This window comes from Pseudomonas sp. RT6P73 (genome assembly GCF_054897715.1).
In genome coordinates, this window is the sequence record NZ_JBUBUV010000002.1 from 2,362,874 (window position 1) to 2,378,549 (window position 15,676).

Below are 15,676 nucleotides of genomic sequence, written 5' to 3' on the forward strand. Positions count from 1 at the left end.
GCCGTGGTGCCGACGAATTTACGCCAGGACGGCCACCGCCTTGATCTGCGCCCAGAGTTGCTGGCCGGGGTGCACGCCCAGTTGGTCCCTGGAGTAGCGGGTGATGCGTGCCAGCAACGGCGTGCCGGCAGCATTCAGGCGGATCAGCACGTGGGCGGCGTTATCGGCGCCGATTTCGCTGATCACCGTCACCGGCAAGCGATTGAGGATGCTGCTTTGCCCCACGCCTTGCAGGCTCAGGCTGACATCACGTGCCTGGACCTTGCAGCGCAGCGCCTGGCCCTGGGTCATCGGAGCGTGCGCCACGCGAATGCTCAGGTCGGTACCGGGCAGTTGCAACGTCAGCAATTGATAGTGAGGGTCGTACGCGCTGGCATGTCCTTCAATCACCACGCCGGCATCGTCGCCCAGCGCCAGGGGCAAGTCGAGGCGCGCCAGGGTTTCGCCGATGGGGCCGCTGGCCAACGCCTTGCCGTCGCTCAGCAGGACGATGTGGTCGGCCAGTCGGGCGACCTCATCCTGAGAGTGACTGACGTACAGCACCGGGATGTCCAGTTCGTCGTGCAGGCGTTGCAGGTAAGGCAGGATTTCGTTTTTGCGCTGGCTGTCCAGCGCCGCCAGCGGTTCGTCCATCAGCAACAGCTTCGGGCTGGTGAGCAGCGCGCGCGCGATGCCGATTCGCTGCCGTTCGCCGCCGGAGAGGTGCTGCGGATGGCGGTCCAGCAGATGGCCGATGCCCAGCAGCTCAGTGGCATGCGTCATGTCGACCCGACGTTGCTGCTTGGGAATGCGCTTCAGGCCGAATTCCAGGTTGGCCAGCACCGACAGATGGGGAAACAGACTCGCTTCCTGAAAAACGTAACCCAGTGCGCGTTTATGCGGCGGTACAAAAATCTTCTTGTCGCTGTCCTGCCAGACTTCATCGTTGACCTGGATAAAGCCCTGTTCGGCACGTTCCAGACCAGCGATACAGCGCAGACACGTGGTCTTGCCCGAACCGGAATGTCCGTAAAGTGCCGTCACCCCACGGCCAGGCAATTGTAGATCCACCTCCAGGGCGAATCCCGAATAACGCAGTTTCAGACGCGCATGAATCATCGATCAGCTCCAGCCTGTTTTGGTCTTGCGGCTGGAGTAGAGCGCCAGCAACACGGCAAAGGAGAACACCAGCATTGCCCCGGCCAGCCAATGGGCCTGGGCGTATTCCATGGCTTCAACGTGATCGTAGATCTGCACCGAGACCACGCGGGTCTTGTCGGGAATGTTGCCACCGATCATCAGCACCACGCCGAACTCGCCAACGGTATGGGCGAAACCGAGAATGGCTGCGGTGATGAATCCGGGTCGAGCCAGGGGCAGGATCACGCTGAAAAAAGTGTCCCAGGGGTTGGCGCGCAAGGTAGCGGCCACTTCCAGTGGGCGAGTGCCAATGGTGGAAAAAGCGTTTTGCAGCGGCTGGACCACGAACGGCATCGAGTACAGCACCGAGCCGATCACAAGGCCTGCAAAACTGAAAGTCAGGGTGCCAAGACCCAATGACTGGGTGAATTGGCCGACAAAGCCGTGAGGGCCAAGCGCCAACAACAAATAAAAGCCAATCACCGTGGGTGGCAGGACCAGGGGCAGGGCGACGATGGCCCCGACCGGGCCGCGCCACCAGGATTGGGTGCGCGACAGCCATAACGCAATCGGAGTGCCGATGATCAACAGGATAACCGTCGTCAGGGACGCCAGTTTCAGGGTCAGCCAGATGGCGGAAAAATCGGCACTCGTGAGCGTCATTTAGAGTTGGTAACCGTAGGACTTGATGACAGCGGCGGCTTTCGGCCCCTTGAGGTAGTCAACCAGCGCCTTGGCAGCCGGGTTGTCCTTGCCCTTATTGAGGATCACCGCATCTTGTTTGATCGGGTCGTGTATGTCGGCCGGAACGATCCAGGCCGAACCGGCGGTGACTTTGCCGTCTTTGTAGATCTGCGACAAGGCCACGAAGCCCAGTTCGGCATTGCCAGTGGAAACGAATTGATAGGCCTGGGTGATGTTCTGGCCTTCAACGATCTTGTCTTTGACCTTGTCGGTCAGGTCCAGCTTGGCCAGCACCTGAGTGGCGGCCAAGCCGTAAGGCGCCGCTTTCGGGTTGGCAATGGAGAGGTGTTTGTACTCGTTCTTTTTCAGCACATCACCCTTGGCATCGACGTAACCCTCCTTGGCTGACCACAGTGCCAGAGTGCCAATAGCGTAAGTGAAGCGCGAACCCTTGACGGTATCACCTTCAGCTTCGAGTTTTTGCGGGGTGGTGTCGTCTGCCGAGAGGAACACTTCGAACGGCGCGCCATTCTTGATCTGGGTGTAGAACTGTCCCGTCGCACCAGACGAAGTGACCAGTTTATGCCCGGTGTCTTTCTCGAAAGCTGCAGCGATGGCCTGAATCGGCGCGGTGAAGTTAGCGGCGACGGCCACCTGGACTTCGTCCGCCTGGGCGGACCCGAAAGCGAACACGGCGAGCAGGCTCGCGAGGCGGATGGGGGCAAAACGTGAGGCACGCATGGACATGAAACGGCTCCGTTATAGGCAAATGCAGCGAGGGGTGAAACGCTATATATCGGAATATATAGCGAAATGCCTGCGAACGGAATTGTTGGACGCTGAAGTCGCGCATGACCTGTAGCAGCTGCCGAGCAACGCGAGGCTGCGTTCGGCTGCGAAGCAGTCGTAAATCCAGGCGCCACGGTTAACCTGAATGACCGCGGTGGCTGGTTTGACGACTGCTGCGCAGCCGAACGCAGCCTCGTGTTACTCGGCAGCTGCTACAACAACATGCGTTACCGATGAAGCAACTTGGCCAGGCCTTCTTCCGCCAAACGCCGTGTCAGCTCCGCCGTAGTCATTTCAACTCCCAACGTGAACGCCTGCCCGGCCCAGAGGTTGCTGAAATCCGCTTCACCCTTGGCACGCAACGGCATCAACGCACCGCCGGCCAAAGGGAAGGCTGGTGCTTTATCGGTCATGGGCCCAATTTCGCGCATCACCCGATTGAGAATTCCCCGTGCCGGGCGGCCGGTGAAAAGATTGGTCACTGCGGTTTCGCTTTCCTTAGCCGTGCGCAACGCCTTGTGGTGAGACGCGCTGACCTTGGCTTCCGGCGTGAACAGATAAGCCGTCCCCACCTGCACCGCAGAAGCGCCCAACAGAAACGCCGCCGCAACGCCCCGGGCATCACTGATCCCGCCCGCTGCAATCACCGGCACTTTCACCGCATCGACGACCTGAGGCACCAGGGCGAATGTTCCCACCTGGCTGCTCAAGTCGTCGCTGAGAAACATCCCGCGATGTCCGCCCGCCTCGTAGCCCATGGCGATAATCGCGTCGCAGCCCTGTTGTTCCAGCCAGATGGCTTCCTCGACCGTGGTCGCCGAAGAGAGAATTTTCGCCCCCGTGGCTTTTACTCGATCCAGCAGCGATTTTTCCGGCAGGCCGAAGTGAAAGCTCACGACTTCGGGACGAAACTCTTCGAGCACTTCGCAGGCGGCGTTATCGAAAGGCGCGCGATTGGACACCGGCGTGGGTGCATCGAAATCGACGCCCAGTTCCCGGTAGTAAGGTTCCAGCAAATGCTTCCATTCCTGAGCGCGTTGCTCATCGGCGGCTGGAGTCTGATGGCAAAAATAGTTGATGTTGAACGGTCGCTGGCTGTTTTGACGGATCGTCTTCAGCTCTTCGCGCAGCTGCTCGATGCTCAGCATTGCCGCGGGCATCGAGCCCAGGCCACCGGCGTTACTCGCCGCGATGACCATGGCCGAGCCGGTTGCTCCGGCCATGGGGGCCTGGATGATCGGCAATTCGATGCCGAGCAGGTCAAGAATGCGGGTGTCTGGCCATTGGCTCATTTGAAAGATTCTCCGACGGGTAGACCGGTTTTTTACCAGCAATGGCTGACGCAGGGCCAGTCGACTTTTGTATCCGGGACGTTTTCCGGTATTCCAGGACCGCAAAAAAAAAGCGAAACCGCACGTCATTGAAACGCTCGGCGCCTTACTCGTTTGGCTAAAGTCTTGTACGGCCAAATGTTTGTTTGTGGTATTTCAATGGTCCCACCATTTGATTGATTCCGTTGAGAGGCAATGATGTTCAAAGGTATTTTGATCGCCAAAGACGACAGCGGTTACCGGGCCACACTGCAAGAGATCAATGACGATCAACTGCCCGAGGGCGATGTGACAGTGCGCGTGGCGTACAGCACGCTGAACTTCAAGGATGGCCTGGCGATCACCGGCAGCAGTCCGGTGGTCAGGAAATTCCCGATGGTGCCGGGGATCGATCTGGCCGGTACGGTCGAAGTCAGTGGTCATCCAGACTACAAGGTCGGTGACCAGGTCCTGCTCAATGGCTGGGGCGTGGGTGAAGGGCATTGGGGCGGACTGGCGCAAAAAGCGCGTGTTAATGGCGACTGGCTGATTGCGCTACCCAAGGAATTCACCGCAGCCCAGGCCATGGCAATCGGCACGGCCGGTTACACGGCGATGCTGTGCATCCTGGCGCTGGAACATAACGGCGTAACGCCTGATCAGGGTGAAGTCCTGGTCACCGGTGCCAACGGCGGGGTGGGCAGTTTCGCCATCGCGCTGCTGAGCAAGCTCGGCTACAGGGTCGTGGCTTCCACGGGCCGCACCTCCGAACACGATTACCTCAAGCAACTGGGTGCCAGCGAGATCATCGATCGCGCCACGCTTTCCGAGCCGGGCAAACCGTTGGCCAAGGAACGCTGGGCGGCGGTGATCGATTCGGTCGGCAGCCACACGTTGGCCAACGCCTGCGCCAGCACCAAGGCCAATGGCACGGTCGCCGCCTGCGGTCTGGCACAAGGCATGGACTTTCCGGCCTCCGTCGCGCCGTTCATTTTGCGCGGCGTGACATTGGCCGGGATCAACAGCGTGACCCAACCCAAAGCCAAACGGGTACAGGCCTGGAATCGCCTGGCCAAGGACCTGGACTTCGCGTTGCTGCCGCTGATCAGCCATGAAATCGGCTTGAGCGAAGCCATCGACGCCGCGCCGCGCTTGCTCGCCGGGCAATTGCGCGGGCGAGTTGTAGTCGATGTGAATCGCTGATTAGCGAGTCTCGCGCTCCAGCAATTGACGCTTGCGTTCAACCCCCCAGCGATATCCCGACAGGTTGCCGTCGCTGCGCACCACGCGGTGGCAAGGAATCGCCACCGCAATACTGTTCGCGCCACAGGCCTGGGCCACAGCGCGCACGGCTTTGGGCGCGCCGATACGCTGAGCGATATCGGCGTAGCTGGCGGTGCTGCCCGCCGGAATCTCCCGCAACGCTTGCCAGACCCGCTCTTGAAACGCGGTGCCGCGAACGTCCAGCGGCAAGTCCAGGCCAATGGCCGGTGCTTCGATAAAACCCACAACCTTAGCGATCAACTGCTCGAACGCGTGGTCGGAGCCAATCAAATTCGCACGCCGAAACTTGTCCTGAAGATCGCAGACCAGTTGATGCGGATCATCCCCCAACAATATCGCGCAAACGCCGCGTTCACTTTGCGCCACCAGAATCGCCCCCAGGGAACACTGGCCGACGGCAAAACGGATGTCGTTGTTCTGGCCTGACGCTCGGTAGTCGCCGGGCTTCATGCCCAGCAGCTGATCGGCCGACTCATAGAAGCGACTGTTGGAGTTGAAACCGGCGTCGTACAGGGCGTCGGTGACCGAGCCGCCGTCGGCCAGTCGTTCGCGAACCTTGCGTGAGCGATGGGCGCTGGCGTAACCCTTGGGTGTCAGCCCGGTCACCGCTTTGAACACTCGATGAAAGTGGAAGCTGCTCAGACCCGCAGCGTCTGCCAGTTCAGTCAACGCAGGTAGATTTTCGGCGGACTCAATGTAGCGGCAGGCGGCGGCCACGGTTGCCGCGTGTTGTGCGGCGACGTCGCTTTGATCCTTCGTGGCCCGTTTGCTCGGACGATAACCTGCCGCCTGGGCTTGTTCGGCCGTGTCGAAAAATTCGACATTCTGCGGATTCGGCAAACGCGCCAGGCTACTGGGGCGGCAATAGATCCCGGTGGTTTTGACGGCATAGACAAACTGCCCGTCGGCACCGGGATCCCGTGCAACGACGGCGGCCCAGCGCGGATCGTTCTCGGTGGCAATCTTTGTTGAATGAGTTGTCATGGCTTCATGTCCGTTGACCCGTTTCCTTCAGATTAACCAGCCCGCAAAACCGCGGCACCCCGAGTCTTGCGGTTGAATTCGAGGGCTTCATCCGGCGGTTCGAAAGGTGAAGTTGATCCGTTGTTCACCCAGGCGCGGGTGATGACCGTCCTTGATCGGCAGCACGCCGTGATAACGCAAGCGATCAACGCCTCCCCAGACCACGATATCGCCGTGCAGCAGCGGTACGCGTTGGCTTTTATCGCTCCGTTCAAAACCGCCAAACAGGAAGATGGCAGGCAACCCCAGCGACACCGAAACGATCGGTGCTGCGTAGGAACCTTCGTCCTTGTCCTGGTGCAATGACATTTTGGCCCCGGGGACATAGCGGTTGATCAGGCAGGAATCCGGAACAAAATCAGCAAATCCCGCTTCCCGTGCTGCGGCCTGTGCCAGTTCGAAAAACACATTGGGCATTTCGGGCCAGGGTTGCCCGGTCTGTGGGTCGTTGCGCGTGTATTTGTAGCCGCTGCGGTCCGTGGTCCAGCCCCAGGTGCCGCAACTGCTCAAGGCCACCGACATGGTAAAGCCGCCGGGCGTGACCATCTGCCGAAACGGCGCGGCCGTCAGAACCGCTTCCAGTGCGGGGAGCAACTGATCCAGTCGGGGCAGGGCAAAGCCGCGCAAGACGTAGGACTGTTCGCCGATCTGCTCGCGTCTGGGCGCTTGCTCGGGCTCGGCCTCGGCAAACAAATCCAGGGTGGTCGGGCTCATGGGGTCATAACGCATCGTGAAAGATGATTCCAAGGGTATGCCGTTTTCCGCTGTGCAGGCGACTCACGCCATGACGCATCGTCACTCGGTAATAGCCGCGAACGCCTTTGACCGGGCGCTGGCTGACCGCAAAGATCAAACCATCGCCTTTTTTCAGGCCGATAACCTGAGGGCGTGACTGCATCCGCGGGCGTTGTTCGGTCAGTACAAACTCGCCGCCGGTGAAATCTTCGTCCGGTTCCGACAGAAGAATCGCCACTTGCAGCGGGAACACGTGTTCGCCGTACAGATCCTGATGCAAGCAGTTGTAGTCCTGCGGGCCATATTGCAGCAATAACGGAGTCGGGCGCTCCTGACCGGCGGCATGGCAGCGTTGCAGAAACGCTTCGTGGGAGTCGGGAAAACGGGTCGGCAGGTCCATGCATTCGTACCAGCGGTTGGCGATCGGCACCAGCCGAGGGTAGAGCGCGCTGCGCAAAAGGGCGACCGGTTCAGGCAACGGGTATTTAAAGTACTTGTACTCGCCACGGCCAAAGCCGTGACGCGCCATCACCACTTGCGAGCGAAAGGGGCCTGGCTGGGCGTAGAGGGCACTGACGTCGTCGCACGCCTGCGAGCTCAACAGCGACCTGATGATGGCGCAGCCATCCTGATCGAGTTGTTGCTCCAGGGTTGCCCAGTCCAGCGCATCGAAGTTTTGCTCGCTCATCGTTGAGCCTCGCGATCGAGCAACTGCCGTTTGCGCTCCAATCCCCAACGATAGCCGCCAAGGCTGCCATCCTGGCGCAGCACCCGATGGCAAGGCACGATAACGGCCACCGGGTTTGCCCCACAGGCATTCGCCACCGCCCGAAAAGCGCTGGGCTGGCCGAGGCGTTGGGCGATATCGCGGTAGCTGGCGGTTTCGCCGACGGGGATTTGCCGCAGAACTTCCCAGACCCGGCGTTGAAACACGCTGCCGGTCAAATCCAGTAGCAGATCGAGTTCACTGCGCGGGTCTTCGAGGTGACGCAGGGTTTGCTCCAGAGCCGGCATCAAGCCTTCATCGCGCTGCGGGGTGGGTTGGCCGGGGAAGCGCCGCGCCAAATCTCGTTCGAGGGTGATCAAATCGTCGCCAAGCAACAACGCGCACAGGCCCTCGGCGCTGAATGCCAGCATTAAGACGCCAAGGCTGGAAGTGCCGCTGATGTAGCGAATCGGGGAAGTAAGCATGTTCTGACTCCTTAACCAAAGGTCGAGGTGGCCAGTCTAGGGAGCGCCAAGGGAGTGAACACTCCGGCGCTTGCGGTCGAATTCGAAACGGGCGCGGAGCATGACGTCCTTGTTGTCGCTCCGGATGCCGGGTCGCGTTACAGCGCTTTGCTGACCGCGATGTCGCTGATGACGTCTTCGCTCGAACCATGAATGGCGTCCAGCGCGGCTTTGGCTTCTTCTTCTGTGCCGTTTTCAAGCTGGGCAAATTCGAAGCGGCGTTCGCCGTTGAGTTTGTATTTGATGACGTACTTGGTCGTCTGGGCCACGGTCATACCTGCCTGTCTTCGTGTGGGAACGTCACTCAGCTCAGTTTCGTGCTAGAGCGGCGGATGATCTTGATCGAGTGCGTCAGGGTCGGTTTGCGGGTCACGCTGATCGGCCGGCGATTGACCGTGTCGATGGTGATGTTCCAGAAACCGGTGCTTGGCGCAGTGATTCGGGCCGGGAAGGTGTCGAACGCACCACCGTGGTAAGTGTGACGGCCGCCGTTCTTGAAGCTGCGGAAGTTGGCGTCGTTCATCAAACGGATGTTGCAAGTTTGGGAGCACTGGATGACGACGATGTCGTCTTCGTTGAGGTGCTCGCGCTGGTGGATAAATTTCATGAGGCGCCTCCAGAAGGGCTTTTTCTACAAAATCAAAACGATAGCATGGGCGATTGGCGCAGTTTATCAGCCCGAACAGGTTATTATCCGGTCGTCGGGGTTCGCTTTGACAATTAAAAACAGTTATTCGGAATTCTATGAGCGATAAACGCAGTGAGCCTCGGAGAAAATTGGCATTTGTGCTGTCGGAGGGTCTTTATCGGAGGTTTTATATGAAGTGGGGTTCGTTGGTCTTGCCGTTGGCATTGGTAGTGAGTGGTTGTGCGAGTGTCTCGGAGATTAACCAGACGCTGCCCACCATGAACGTGATCTCAGGCAAAAAGCCCAATGAGTACGCGCAATGCCTGGTTGAAAAACTGGCCGACAGTCGTGGTGCCCTGCAAGTGGAGTCGCAAAAGGACGGGATGCGCGTGATCGTGCCGGCAAAATTCTCGACGGCCCCGGCTGCGGTGTTCGACATCGAAGATCGCTCGGGTGGCAGCGGTATCAAGCTGCATGAGCGCATGTCCAATGTGCCAGTGCGTCCGAAAGACGTGCAGAAAGCCGCCAATGCGTGCATTTCCGGCTGATAGACTGGCCACCGTTCATACCGATGCCGTCAAAGTCATGCTTTGGCGGCATTGTCATTTCTGGAGTCGAGCATGAAGCGAGAGCAGGTACGGGGATGCCATGCAGAGGGGCTGATCTCTGCCACCCATGTCATTCAAAATCCAGCGAATCCTGGGGAATGGATCGTGTTTTTCAAGAAAAGCGCTGGGCGCAGTTATTTCCTGGTGGATGATAATGACGAGGTCGAATCATTTGGTCGTCTCGACGATTTGATCGAGACCGTGCGCGGCCTCGGGATCAAATTCGCGGAAATACACATGTAGGGCAGGGCGCCTTACTTGCAGACCACCACGACGCTGCGGTTCTTGAAGTTGCCGACATCGACCCCCAGGGTCTTGTCGCTTTCTTTGGGCGCCGGTGTTCCGTCGGTGCCGACAATCCGGTAGCCGGTCCCGGCGCAGGAGGCATCGGCTTTTTCATAGCACGTGGCCCAGGAATTGGCTTCGCCGGAGCAGTCGATCGCCAGGCCTTGCTCGCCGTTGTTCAGGTACATTTTTTCGGATGTGGCGCAGCCGCTCAGGGCCAGGATCGCAATCAAGGGCAAAATTCTGTTCATGTTCATAGTGTCGTCTTCAGCGAGGGGGGCTAGACGCTCTGACAGCGCCGGTGTGAAAAGGTTATAGCGATTGGCCACTTGTTTGCACCCGGCCACAAAAAAGCCCTGCTCGATGGCAGGGCTCTGCGAGTGCTGCAGGAGATCAATCCTGACTCTTGCCGCGTCGCTTAGGCGCGGGGGGCGTGTAGTCGAGCACCGACGCCACTTCAATCGCCATCGCTTCGGTGGGTAACGGCCCGGAAACATCTTCGCCATTGGTGGCGGTAATGTGCCACTGGCCATCGTTTCCTTTGTCGACCGTGTACCCGTTGATGATTTTTGCTACGGTCATCTATCTGTCTCGTTCGCTGGTTCAAAGTCGCCATGATACCGGCAAATGCTCGCATCGGGGGACGATAAGCGTATGGTGGTCCAGTTTGTCGGCCTCTTTGAGCTACGCTGATTTGACCGCACAAAAATGCGGATGGAACTATCCGCGGGAATATTTCTCTATGATGGCATCGGTTAGCCAGCGCGGGGCATTGTAAGGTGCACGCCGCCTGATTAGACTGCGCCGAAACTCGTACACACAGCCCTTTCAAGGACTTATATGATCAAGAAATGCTTGTTCCCAGCAGCCGGTTACGGTACTCGCTTCCTGCCAGCGACTAAAGCCATGCCCAAAGAAATGCTGCCGGTGGTAAACAAGCCACTGATCCAGTACGGCGTCGAAGAAGCACTGGACGCTGGCTTGACTGAAATCTCCATCGTCACCGGTCGCGGTAAACGCGCCCTGGAAGACCACTTCGACATCAGCTACGAACTGGAAAACCAGATCAAGGGCACCGACAAAGAGAAGTACCTGGTCGGTATCCGCAAACTGCTCGACAACTGCTCGTTCTCCTACACCCGCCAGACCGAAATGAAAGGCCTGGGCCATGCGATTCTGACCGGTCGCCCGTTGATCGGTGACGAACCGTTCGCCGTGGTACTGGCGGATGACTTGTGCGTCAACCTCGAAGGCGACGGCGTACTGACTCAGATGGTCAAACTGTACAAGCAGTTCCGCTGCTCGATCGTTGCCATCCAGGAAGTCGATCCGCAAGAAACTCACAAGTACGGCGTTATTGCCGGTGAGATGATCCGCGACGACATCTACCGTGTTCACAGCATGGTCGAGAAACCAAAGCCTGAAGACGCACCGTCGAACCTGGCGATCATCGGCCGTTACATCCTGACCCCGGACATCTTCGACCTGATCGAACAAACCGAGCCAGGCAAGGGTGGTGAAATCCAGATCACCGACGCCCTGATGAAGCAAGCCCAGAACGGCTGCGTCATGGCCTACAAGTTCAAAGGCAAGCGGTTCGACTGCGGTGGCGCTGAAGGCTACATCGACGCGACCAACTTCTGCTTCGAGAACTTCTACAAGACTGGCAAGGCTTACTGATAGCGCCTGAGTTACTTGTATTGGAAAAACCCCGACTTGTTCGGGGTTTTTTTTGATCGCTTAAAAGCAAATTATTTCCGCCAGGAAATACTTTTCCTGTTGCCCGATCGATTACGCATTGTCATTAATGAAGCTGACTAAGCCCTGGCAAGGGAGTGCTCAAGGGTTAGTCCGCGCAGCATTGTTGAACGCTCCGTGAATTTTTCGCTGGTAACAGGGAGTTTTGGGCTAATGACGATAAATGGGGCGATTCATAGCGGAGCAAGATCAAAACGCTGGTTAGGTCTAAGCATACTGATGCTGCCTGTCTTGCTGGTAACCGTTGACAACACGGTACTTGGATTCGCGTTGCCAAAGATTGCTGAGGCCCTGCGCCCGAGTGCTAGCCAGCAGTTGTGGATGATCGATGCGTATTCGCTGGTATTGGCGGGATTGCTGGTGTCGATGGGTAGCCTGGGTGATCGGGTCGGGCACCGTAAGTTGTTGCTTATCGGGTCGCTCGGGTTTGCTGTGGTATCGGTGTTGACCGCGTATTCCGAGACGGCCATGCAGCTGATTATTGGGCGGGCTTGTATGGGGATTTTCGGTGCGATGCTGATGCCTTCGACATTGGCATTGATACGTTCGGTATTTGAGGATCGAGAAGAGCGCAGGCTGGCGGTAGCGATCTGGGCAACGACGTTGACCGTCGGTTCGGCACTGGGGCCTTTGGTGGGCGGGGTGTTGCTGCAGTTCTTTGATTGGGGCGCGATTTTTCTGTTGGCGGTACCAGTCCTGATTCCATTGTTGGTATTGGGCCCGCTATTGCTCCCGGAATCGGAGCGTGATGCGTCGGGTCCGCTGGATCCGATCAGCATTCTCCAGTCGATGGTCGCACTGGGTGGCATCGTTTACGGTATCAAACATGGCGCCAGTGAGGGTGTTGACGGGGTCGTGCTGGGCACCTTTTTGGTCGGTGCATTGGCGGGCTGGATGTTCGTGCGGCGGCAGTTGCGTCTTCCTGTACCCCTGATGGATATGACCCTGTTTCGCAACGGCACCTTCAGCGGGTCTGTTCTGATCAACCTGATGAGTCTTGCGTTCCTCATCGGCTTCGTTTTCTTCACCACTCAGTTCTTGCAGATTGTCCTTCAGATGTCGCCCTTGAGTGCGAGTCTGGCGTTGGTGCCGGGGCAAATCATGGCAATCGTGGTCGGGATGGCGGTCGTGCCGGTCGCACAGCGGGTACCCCTGCATGTGTTGATACCGGTTCTGATGGCCTTTGCCGGCGCGGCGTTTTTGCTGGTGGCCAGCATGGGCAGCAGCCTCTCGGTGTTGGTAGCGGCGTTCGCGTTGCTGAACATCGGAGTAGGCGCTGTCGCGACGGTTTCCAATGACGTGATCTTGTCGGCAGCACCACCGGCAAAGGCGGGCGCCGCTTCCGCCATCAGTGAAACCGCTTATGAAGTAGGCGTGGTGCTGGGAACGACCGTGCTTGGCGGCCTGGTCACGGCCTACTACCGCGCAGGCCTGCAGCTTCCGGCGTTTTTGAGCGACATTCAGACGGCGCTGGCAAGTGAGACACTGTCTGGTGCTCATCATGTGGCGTCAGGTCTGCCGGGTGATCAGGCACAACAGTTGATGCAGCAGGCAGGAGGTGCATTTGAAGGTGGAATCGCTTTAGTTTCGTGGGTCGCTTTCGGCCTGGCGTTCATGGCGATTCTGATCGCCTGGCGCACGCTACGGTTACCAAAAGCTCAACCGGCAGAATGTCATTGATCGAAAGCGTAAGGCTCGAACGCTTGGTGTTGTCCATCTGCATTACGGCAGAAGCTTGCTCAATAAGCGTCTGCGGGTATGCTGGTTGCCTGCCGAGGAGATTGAAAATGGCCTACGATTTTGACCTTTATGTGATTGGCGCCGGTTCCGGCGGTGTGCGGGCTGCGCGTTTTGCTGCCGGTTATGGCGCGAAAGTGGCGGTGGCTGAAAGCCGTTACCTGGGCGGTACGTGTGTGAACGTCGGCTGTGTGCCGAAGAAATTGCTGGTCTACGGCGCGCACTTCGCCGAAGACTTCGAGCAGTCTTCGGGCTTTGGCTGGACGCTGGGCGAAGCGAAGTTCGATTGGGCAACGCTGATTGCCAACAAGGATCGCGAGATCAACCGCCTGAACGGTATTTACCGCAACTTGCTGGTTAACAGCGGTGTGACTTTGCATGAAGGCCACGCCAAGATCGTCGACCCGAACACGGTCGAGATCAATGGCGAGCGCCACACTGCCAAGAACATCCTGATTGCTACCGGCGGCTGGCCGCAGATCCCGGAGATTCCGGGGCACGAGCACGCGATCAGTTCCAACCAGGCGTTCTTCCTCAAAGAGCTGCCAAAACGCGTTCTGGTAGTGGGCGGTGGTTACATCGCTGTCGAATTCGCCGGGATCTTCCATGGGCTGGGGGCCGAGACCACGTTGTTGTATCGCGGCGAGCTATTCCTGCGCGGCTTCGACGGTGCAGTACGCAAGCATTTGCAGGAAGAGCTGACCAAGCGTGGCATGAACCTGCAATTCAACGCCGACATCGAGCGCATCGACAAACAGTCCGATGGCAGCCTGAAGGTGACACTCAAGGATGGTCGCGAGCTAGAGGCGGATTGTGTGTTCTACGCCACCGGTCGCCGCCCGATGCTCGACAATCTCGGGCTGGAAAACACTGGCGTCAAACTCGACAAGAAAGGTTTCGTCGAGGTCGATGATCAGTATCAGACCGCAGAGCCGTCGATCCTGGCGCTGGGCGATGTAATCGGCCGTGTTCAACTGACGCCCGTCGCCCTGGCTGAAGGCATGGCCGTGGCGCGTCGCTTGTTCAAGCCTGAGCAATATCGACCGGTGGATTACAAGATGATCCCGACCGCCGTATTCAGCCTGCCGAACATCGGTACGGTTGGCTTGAGCGAGGAAGAGGCGCGCGAAACCGGCCACGACGTGCAGATTTTCGAAAGCCGTTTCCGGCCAATGAAGCTGACCCTGACCGAATGCCAGGAGCGCACGCTGATGAAACTGGTGGTCGACGCCAAGACCGACAAGGTCTTGGGCTGCCACATGGTCGGGCCGGATGCCGGCGAGATCGTTCAGGGGCTGGCAATTGCCTTGAAGGCTGGCGCGACCAAGCGCGACTTCGACGAAACCATCGGCGTGCATCCTACTGCCGCCGAAGAGTTCGTCACCATGCGTACGCCGGTTGCCGGTTAATCGCTCTTTTCGCTCTCTGATGTATCTGGCGCTGTTGCAATGACAGCCGCCAGGTGCAGGCTTTCATCGAGGCTCGCCTGAGTCTTGAGCAGTTCGATTTCCAGCCCTTTATTTATCTGAGACTGCTCGTCGACGCTCTGCTTGAGCGACTGACTTTCCAGCAGGGCGGCGCGCAAGCGTTCCTGGAGGAGGGTGCGTTCGCTGTCAATGCGGTTGACCTGCTCCAGCAGTTGATCCTGGCGGCTGTGGGTGTGTTTGAGTTGCTCCTGCACCAGCCCCAGTTCCCGCAGCGTACCGCGGTTCTCGGTGAGCAAGCGCTCGTTGTCGCGGTGCAGTTGAGTGATCTCATCCTGACGCACCAATGCGCTTTGCTGGGCTTGGCGCAGTTCCATCTGAATCTGCTGCACCTGGCCTTCGTGGCGGCTTTGCTCCTGCTCGCGCTGTTCCTTGACGGCGTTGCGGTAGTGTTCCAGAGCATCGCGCGCGTGCAGGTGCTTTTCCTCCAGTGAGCGGATCTGCTCATCCTTGTCCTGCAAGCGCAGTTCGAAATCGGCCAGCGCCTGGTTCAGTCCGGCGTTGCGGGTTTGCTCGGTCTGCAGCATGGAGCGGGTTTCGTGCAGGGTCTCGGACTCTTGAGTCAGTGCCAGGCTTTGAATCTCGTATTGCTGGTGCAATTCAGTGTTGGCTTGCCGGGCTTCAGCCAGCTGAATTTCCAGCTCTTTTCGTTGCTGATCGAACTGCGCGCGAGCCTGGTCGATGGGTTCTTGCGCCTGCTCCTTGAGGCGTTGCGCCAGGCGCGAGACCAGGCCTGCCAGCTCGTCATCGATGGGCTCTGAAAGCGTTTCGGCGCGTTCGCCGCCGTCATCCAGCTCCTTCAGATAGCGGTGAATGGTGGTTTTTGAGCCGGTATTGCCCATCTCGATTCGTACTGCATCGATGCTGGGGTTTTCGCCACGGGCGAGAATTGCCAAACGTGCCGCCTGCACCACCGCTTTATTTACGCCGCCACGAGCCATGTGTTCTCCTACGATTTCGTACTGTGGTACGTGCCACTAAAGTACGCAGTGTACCATCATG

The 15,676-nt window shown here is 58.7% G+C and carries 19 protein-coding genes; 6 read left to right on the forward strand and 13 right to left on the reverse strand.

Annotation, left to right across the window (positions count from 1 at the left end):
* Positions 1 to 18: 18 nt before the first annotated feature.
* The 4 genes from modC to ACYZT6_RS11590 form a co-directional block, all read right to left on the reverse strand.
* Complete coding sequence (gene modC / locus ACYZT6_RS11575) at positions 19 to 1,098, reverse strand: molybdenum ABC transporter ATP-binding protein (protein ID WP_462026994.1); 1,080 nt, start codon at positions 1,096 to 1,098, stop codon at positions 19 to 21.
* A gap of 3 nt (positions 1,099 to 1,101) precedes the next feature.
* On the reverse strand, positions 1,102 to 1,782 hold the full coding sequence (gene modB / locus ACYZT6_RS11580; RefSeq protein ID WP_462026995.1) for a molybdate ABC transporter permease subunit: 681 nt from the start codon (positions 1,780 to 1,782) through the stop codon (positions 1,102 to 1,104).
* A complete protein-coding gene (gene modA / locus ACYZT6_RS11585) occupies positions 1,783 to 2,550 on the reverse strand; it encodes a molybdate ABC transporter substrate-binding protein (RefSeq protein ID WP_462026996.1) in 768 nt (255 codons plus the stop codon). It lies immediately after the preceding gene.
* A 269-nt stretch (positions 2,551 to 2,819) separates the two neighbouring features.
* Positions 2,820 to 3,884: an NAD(P)H-dependent flavin oxidoreductase gene (locus ACYZT6_RS11590; RefSeq protein WP_462026997.1), complete on the reverse strand. Its 1,065-nt coding sequence runs from the start codon at positions 3,882 to 3,884 to the stop codon at positions 2,820 to 2,822.
* Positions 3,885 to 4,121: 237 nt separating this feature from the next.
* Here ACYZT6_RS11590 and acuI point away from each other — a divergent pair, with 237 nt between their 5' ends.
* A complete protein-coding gene (gene acuI / locus ACYZT6_RS11595) occupies positions 4,122 to 5,105 on the forward strand; it encodes an acrylyl-CoA reductase (NADPH) (RefSeq protein WP_462026998.1) in 984 nt (327 codons plus the stop codon).
* On the opposite strand, the gene ada is transcribed toward acuI, so the two are convergent.
* From ada to ACYZT6_RS11625, 6 genes are all read right to left on the reverse strand, one after another.
* The gene (ada, locus tag ACYZT6_RS11600; protein ID WP_462026999.1) at positions 5,106 to 6,170 is read right to left on the reverse strand and encodes a bifunctional DNA-binding transcriptional regulator/O6-methylguanine-DNA methyltransferase Ada; all 1,065 of its coding nucleotides are present in this window, start codon (positions 6,168 to 6,170) and stop codon (positions 5,106 to 5,108) included.
* An 87-nt stretch (positions 6,171 to 6,257) separates the two neighbouring features.
* Positions 6,258 to 6,938, reverse strand: coding sequence for a DNA oxidative demethylase AlkB (gene alkB / locus ACYZT6_RS11605; RefSeq protein ID WP_462027000.1), 681 nt, complete (start codon positions 6,936 to 6,938; stop codon positions 6,258 to 6,260).
* Complete coding sequence (locus tag ACYZT6_RS11610) at positions 6,928 to 7,632, reverse strand: 2OG-Fe(II) oxygenase (protein WP_462027001.1); 705 nt, start codon at positions 7,630 to 7,632, stop codon at positions 6,928 to 6,930. Before ACYZT6_RS11610 ends, alkB begins: the two co-directional genes overlap by 11 nt.
* The gene (locus ACYZT6_RS11615) at positions 7,629 to 8,135 is read right to left on the reverse strand and encodes a methylated-DNA--[protein]-cysteine S-methyltransferase (RefSeq protein ID WP_462027002.1); all 507 of its coding nucleotides are present in this window, start codon (positions 8,133 to 8,135) and stop codon (positions 7,629 to 7,631) included. Before ACYZT6_RS11615 ends, ACYZT6_RS11610 begins: the two co-directional genes overlap by 4 nt.
* 137 nt (positions 8,136 to 8,272) lie before the next feature.
* Positions 8,273 to 8,449: a hypothetical protein gene (locus tag ACYZT6_RS11620; protein ID WP_178082308.1), complete on the reverse strand. Its 177-nt coding sequence runs from the start codon at positions 8,447 to 8,449 to the stop codon at positions 8,273 to 8,275.
* A gap of 29 nt (positions 8,450 to 8,478) precedes the next feature.
* A complete protein-coding gene (locus ACYZT6_RS11625) occupies positions 8,479 to 8,781 on the reverse strand; it encodes a DUF1883 domain-containing protein (protein ID WP_007946189.1) in 303 nt (100 codons plus the stop codon).
* 212 nt (positions 8,782 to 8,993) lie between these two features.
* Between ACYZT6_RS11625 and ACYZT6_RS11630 the strand changes: the two genes are divergently transcribed.
* Both ACYZT6_RS11630 and ACYZT6_RS11635 read left to right on the forward strand, forming a co-directional pair.
* Positions 8,994 to 9,350 (forward strand): hypothetical protein, encoded by a 357-nt coding sequence (locus ACYZT6_RS11630; protein ID WP_462027003.1) that lies wholly within the window; start codon positions 8,994 to 8,996, stop codon positions 9,348 to 9,350.
* A 72-nt stretch (positions 9,351 to 9,422) separates the two neighbouring features.
* A complete protein-coding gene (locus tag ACYZT6_RS11635) occupies positions 9,423 to 9,653 on the forward strand; it encodes a hypothetical protein (RefSeq protein WP_462027004.1) in 231 nt (76 codons plus the stop codon).
* Between the two features lie 11 nt (positions 9,654 to 9,664).
* Here ACYZT6_RS11635 and ACYZT6_RS11640 read toward each other — a convergent pair whose 3' ends face one another.
* Both ACYZT6_RS11640 and ACYZT6_RS11645 read right to left on the reverse strand, forming a co-directional pair.
* A complete protein-coding gene (locus tag ACYZT6_RS11640) occupies positions 9,665 to 9,946 on the reverse strand; it encodes a hypothetical protein (protein WP_462027005.1) in 282 nt (93 codons plus the stop codon).
* Between the two features lie 142 nt (positions 9,947 to 10,088).
* A complete protein-coding gene (locus ACYZT6_RS11645; protein ID WP_462027006.1) occupies positions 10,089 to 10,277 on the reverse strand; it encodes a hypothetical protein in 189 nt (62 codons plus the stop codon).
* Positions 10,278 to 10,535: 258 nt separating this feature from the next.
* Here ACYZT6_RS11645 and galU point away from each other — a divergent pair, with 258 nt between their 5' ends.
* The 3 genes from galU (at position 10,536) to gorA (ending at position 14,599) form a co-directional block, all read left to right on the forward strand.
* A complete protein-coding gene (gene galU / locus ACYZT6_RS11650; RefSeq protein WP_010460715.1) occupies positions 10,536 to 11,375 on the forward strand; it encodes a UTP--glucose-1-phosphate uridylyltransferase GalU in 840 nt (279 codons plus the stop codon).
* A 195-nt stretch (positions 11,376 to 11,570) separates the two neighbouring features.
* A complete protein-coding gene (locus tag ACYZT6_RS11655; protein WP_462027007.1) occupies positions 11,571 to 13,133 on the forward strand; it encodes an MFS transporter in 1,563 nt (520 codons plus the stop codon).
* Positions 13,134 to 13,240: 107 nt separating this feature from the next.
* Positions 13,241 to 14,599: a glutathione-disulfide reductase gene (gorA, locus tag ACYZT6_RS11660; protein ID WP_462027008.1), complete on the forward strand. Its 1,359-nt coding sequence runs from the start codon at positions 13,241 to 13,243 to the stop codon at positions 14,597 to 14,599.
* On the opposite strand, the gene ACYZT6_RS11665 is transcribed toward gorA, so the two are convergent.
* The gene (locus tag ACYZT6_RS11665; protein ID WP_462027009.1) at positions 14,596 to 15,615 is read right to left on the reverse strand and encodes a DNA-binding protein; all 1,020 of its coding nucleotides are present in this window, start codon (positions 15,613 to 15,615) and stop codon (positions 14,596 to 14,598) included. The genes gorA and ACYZT6_RS11665 overlap by 4 nt on opposite strands.
* Positions 15,616 to 15,676 lie beyond the last annotated feature (61 nt).

Coding starts and splice junctions, on each gene's coding strand:
- galU (WP_010460715.1), top strand. CDS start 10,536: ATGATCAAGAAATGCTTGTTCCCAGCAGCCGGTTACGGTACTCGCTTC.
- ACYZT6_RS11625 (WP_007946189.1), bottom strand. CDS start 8,781: ATGAAATTTATCCACCAGCGCGAGCACCTCAACGAAGACGACATCGTC.
- ACYZT6_RS11635 (WP_462027004.1), top strand. CDS start 9,423: ATGAAGCGAGAGCAGGTACGGGGATGCCATGCAGAGGGGCTGATCTCT.
- ACYZT6_RS11620 (WP_178082308.1), bottom strand. CDS start 8,449: ATGACCGTGGCCCAGACGACCAAGTACGTCATCAAATACAAACTCAAC.
- acuI (WP_462026998.1), top strand. CDS start 4,122: ATGTTCAAAGGTATTTTGATCGCCAAAGACGACAGCGGTTACCGGGCC.
- ACYZT6_RS11610 (WP_462027001.1), bottom strand. CDS start 7,632: ATGAGCGAGCAAAACTTCGATGCGCTGGACTGGGCAACCCTGGAGCAA.
- modB (WP_462026995.1), bottom strand. CDS start 1,782: ATGACGCTCACGAGTGCCGATTTTTCCGCCATCTGGCTGACCCTGAAA.
- ACYZT6_RS11590 (WP_462026997.1), bottom strand. CDS start 3,884: ATGAGCCAATGGCCAGACACCCGCATTCTTGACCTGCTCGGCATCGAA.
- modA (WP_462026996.1), bottom strand. CDS start 2,550: ATGTCCATGCGTGCCTCACGTTTTGCCCCCATCCGCCTCGCGAGCCTG.
- ACYZT6_RS11665 (WP_462027009.1), bottom strand. CDS start 15,615: ATGGCTCGTGGCGGCGTAAATAAAGCGGTGGTGCAGGCGGCACGTTTG.
- ACYZT6_RS11630 (WP_462027003.1), top strand. CDS start 8,994: ATGAAGTGGGGTTCGTTGGTCTTGCCGTTGGCATTGGTAGTGAGTGGT.
- alkB (WP_462027000.1), bottom strand. CDS start 6,938: ATGCGTTATGACCCCATGAGCCCGACCACCCTGGATTTGTTTGCCGAG.
- ACYZT6_RS11640 (WP_462027005.1), bottom strand. CDS start 9,946: ATGAACAGAATTTTGCCCTTGATTGCGATCCTGGCCCTGAGCGGCTGC.
- ACYZT6_RS11645 (WP_462027006.1), bottom strand. CDS start 10,277: ATGACCGTAGCAAAAATCATCAACGGGTACACGGTCGACAAAGGAAAC.
- gorA (WP_462027008.1), top strand. CDS start 13,241: ATGGCCTACGATTTTGACCTTTATGTGATTGGCGCCGGTTCCGGCGGT.
- ACYZT6_RS11615 (WP_462027002.1), bottom strand. CDS start 8,135: ATGCTTACTTCCCCGATTCGCTACATCAGCGGCACTTCCAGCCTTGGC.
- ada (WP_462026999.1), bottom strand. CDS start 6,170: ATGACAACTCATTCAACAAAGATTGCCACCGAGAACGATCCGCGCTGG.
- modC (WP_462026994.1), bottom strand. CDS start 1,098: ATGATTCATGCGCGTCTGAAACTGCGTTATTCGGGATTCGCCCTGGAG.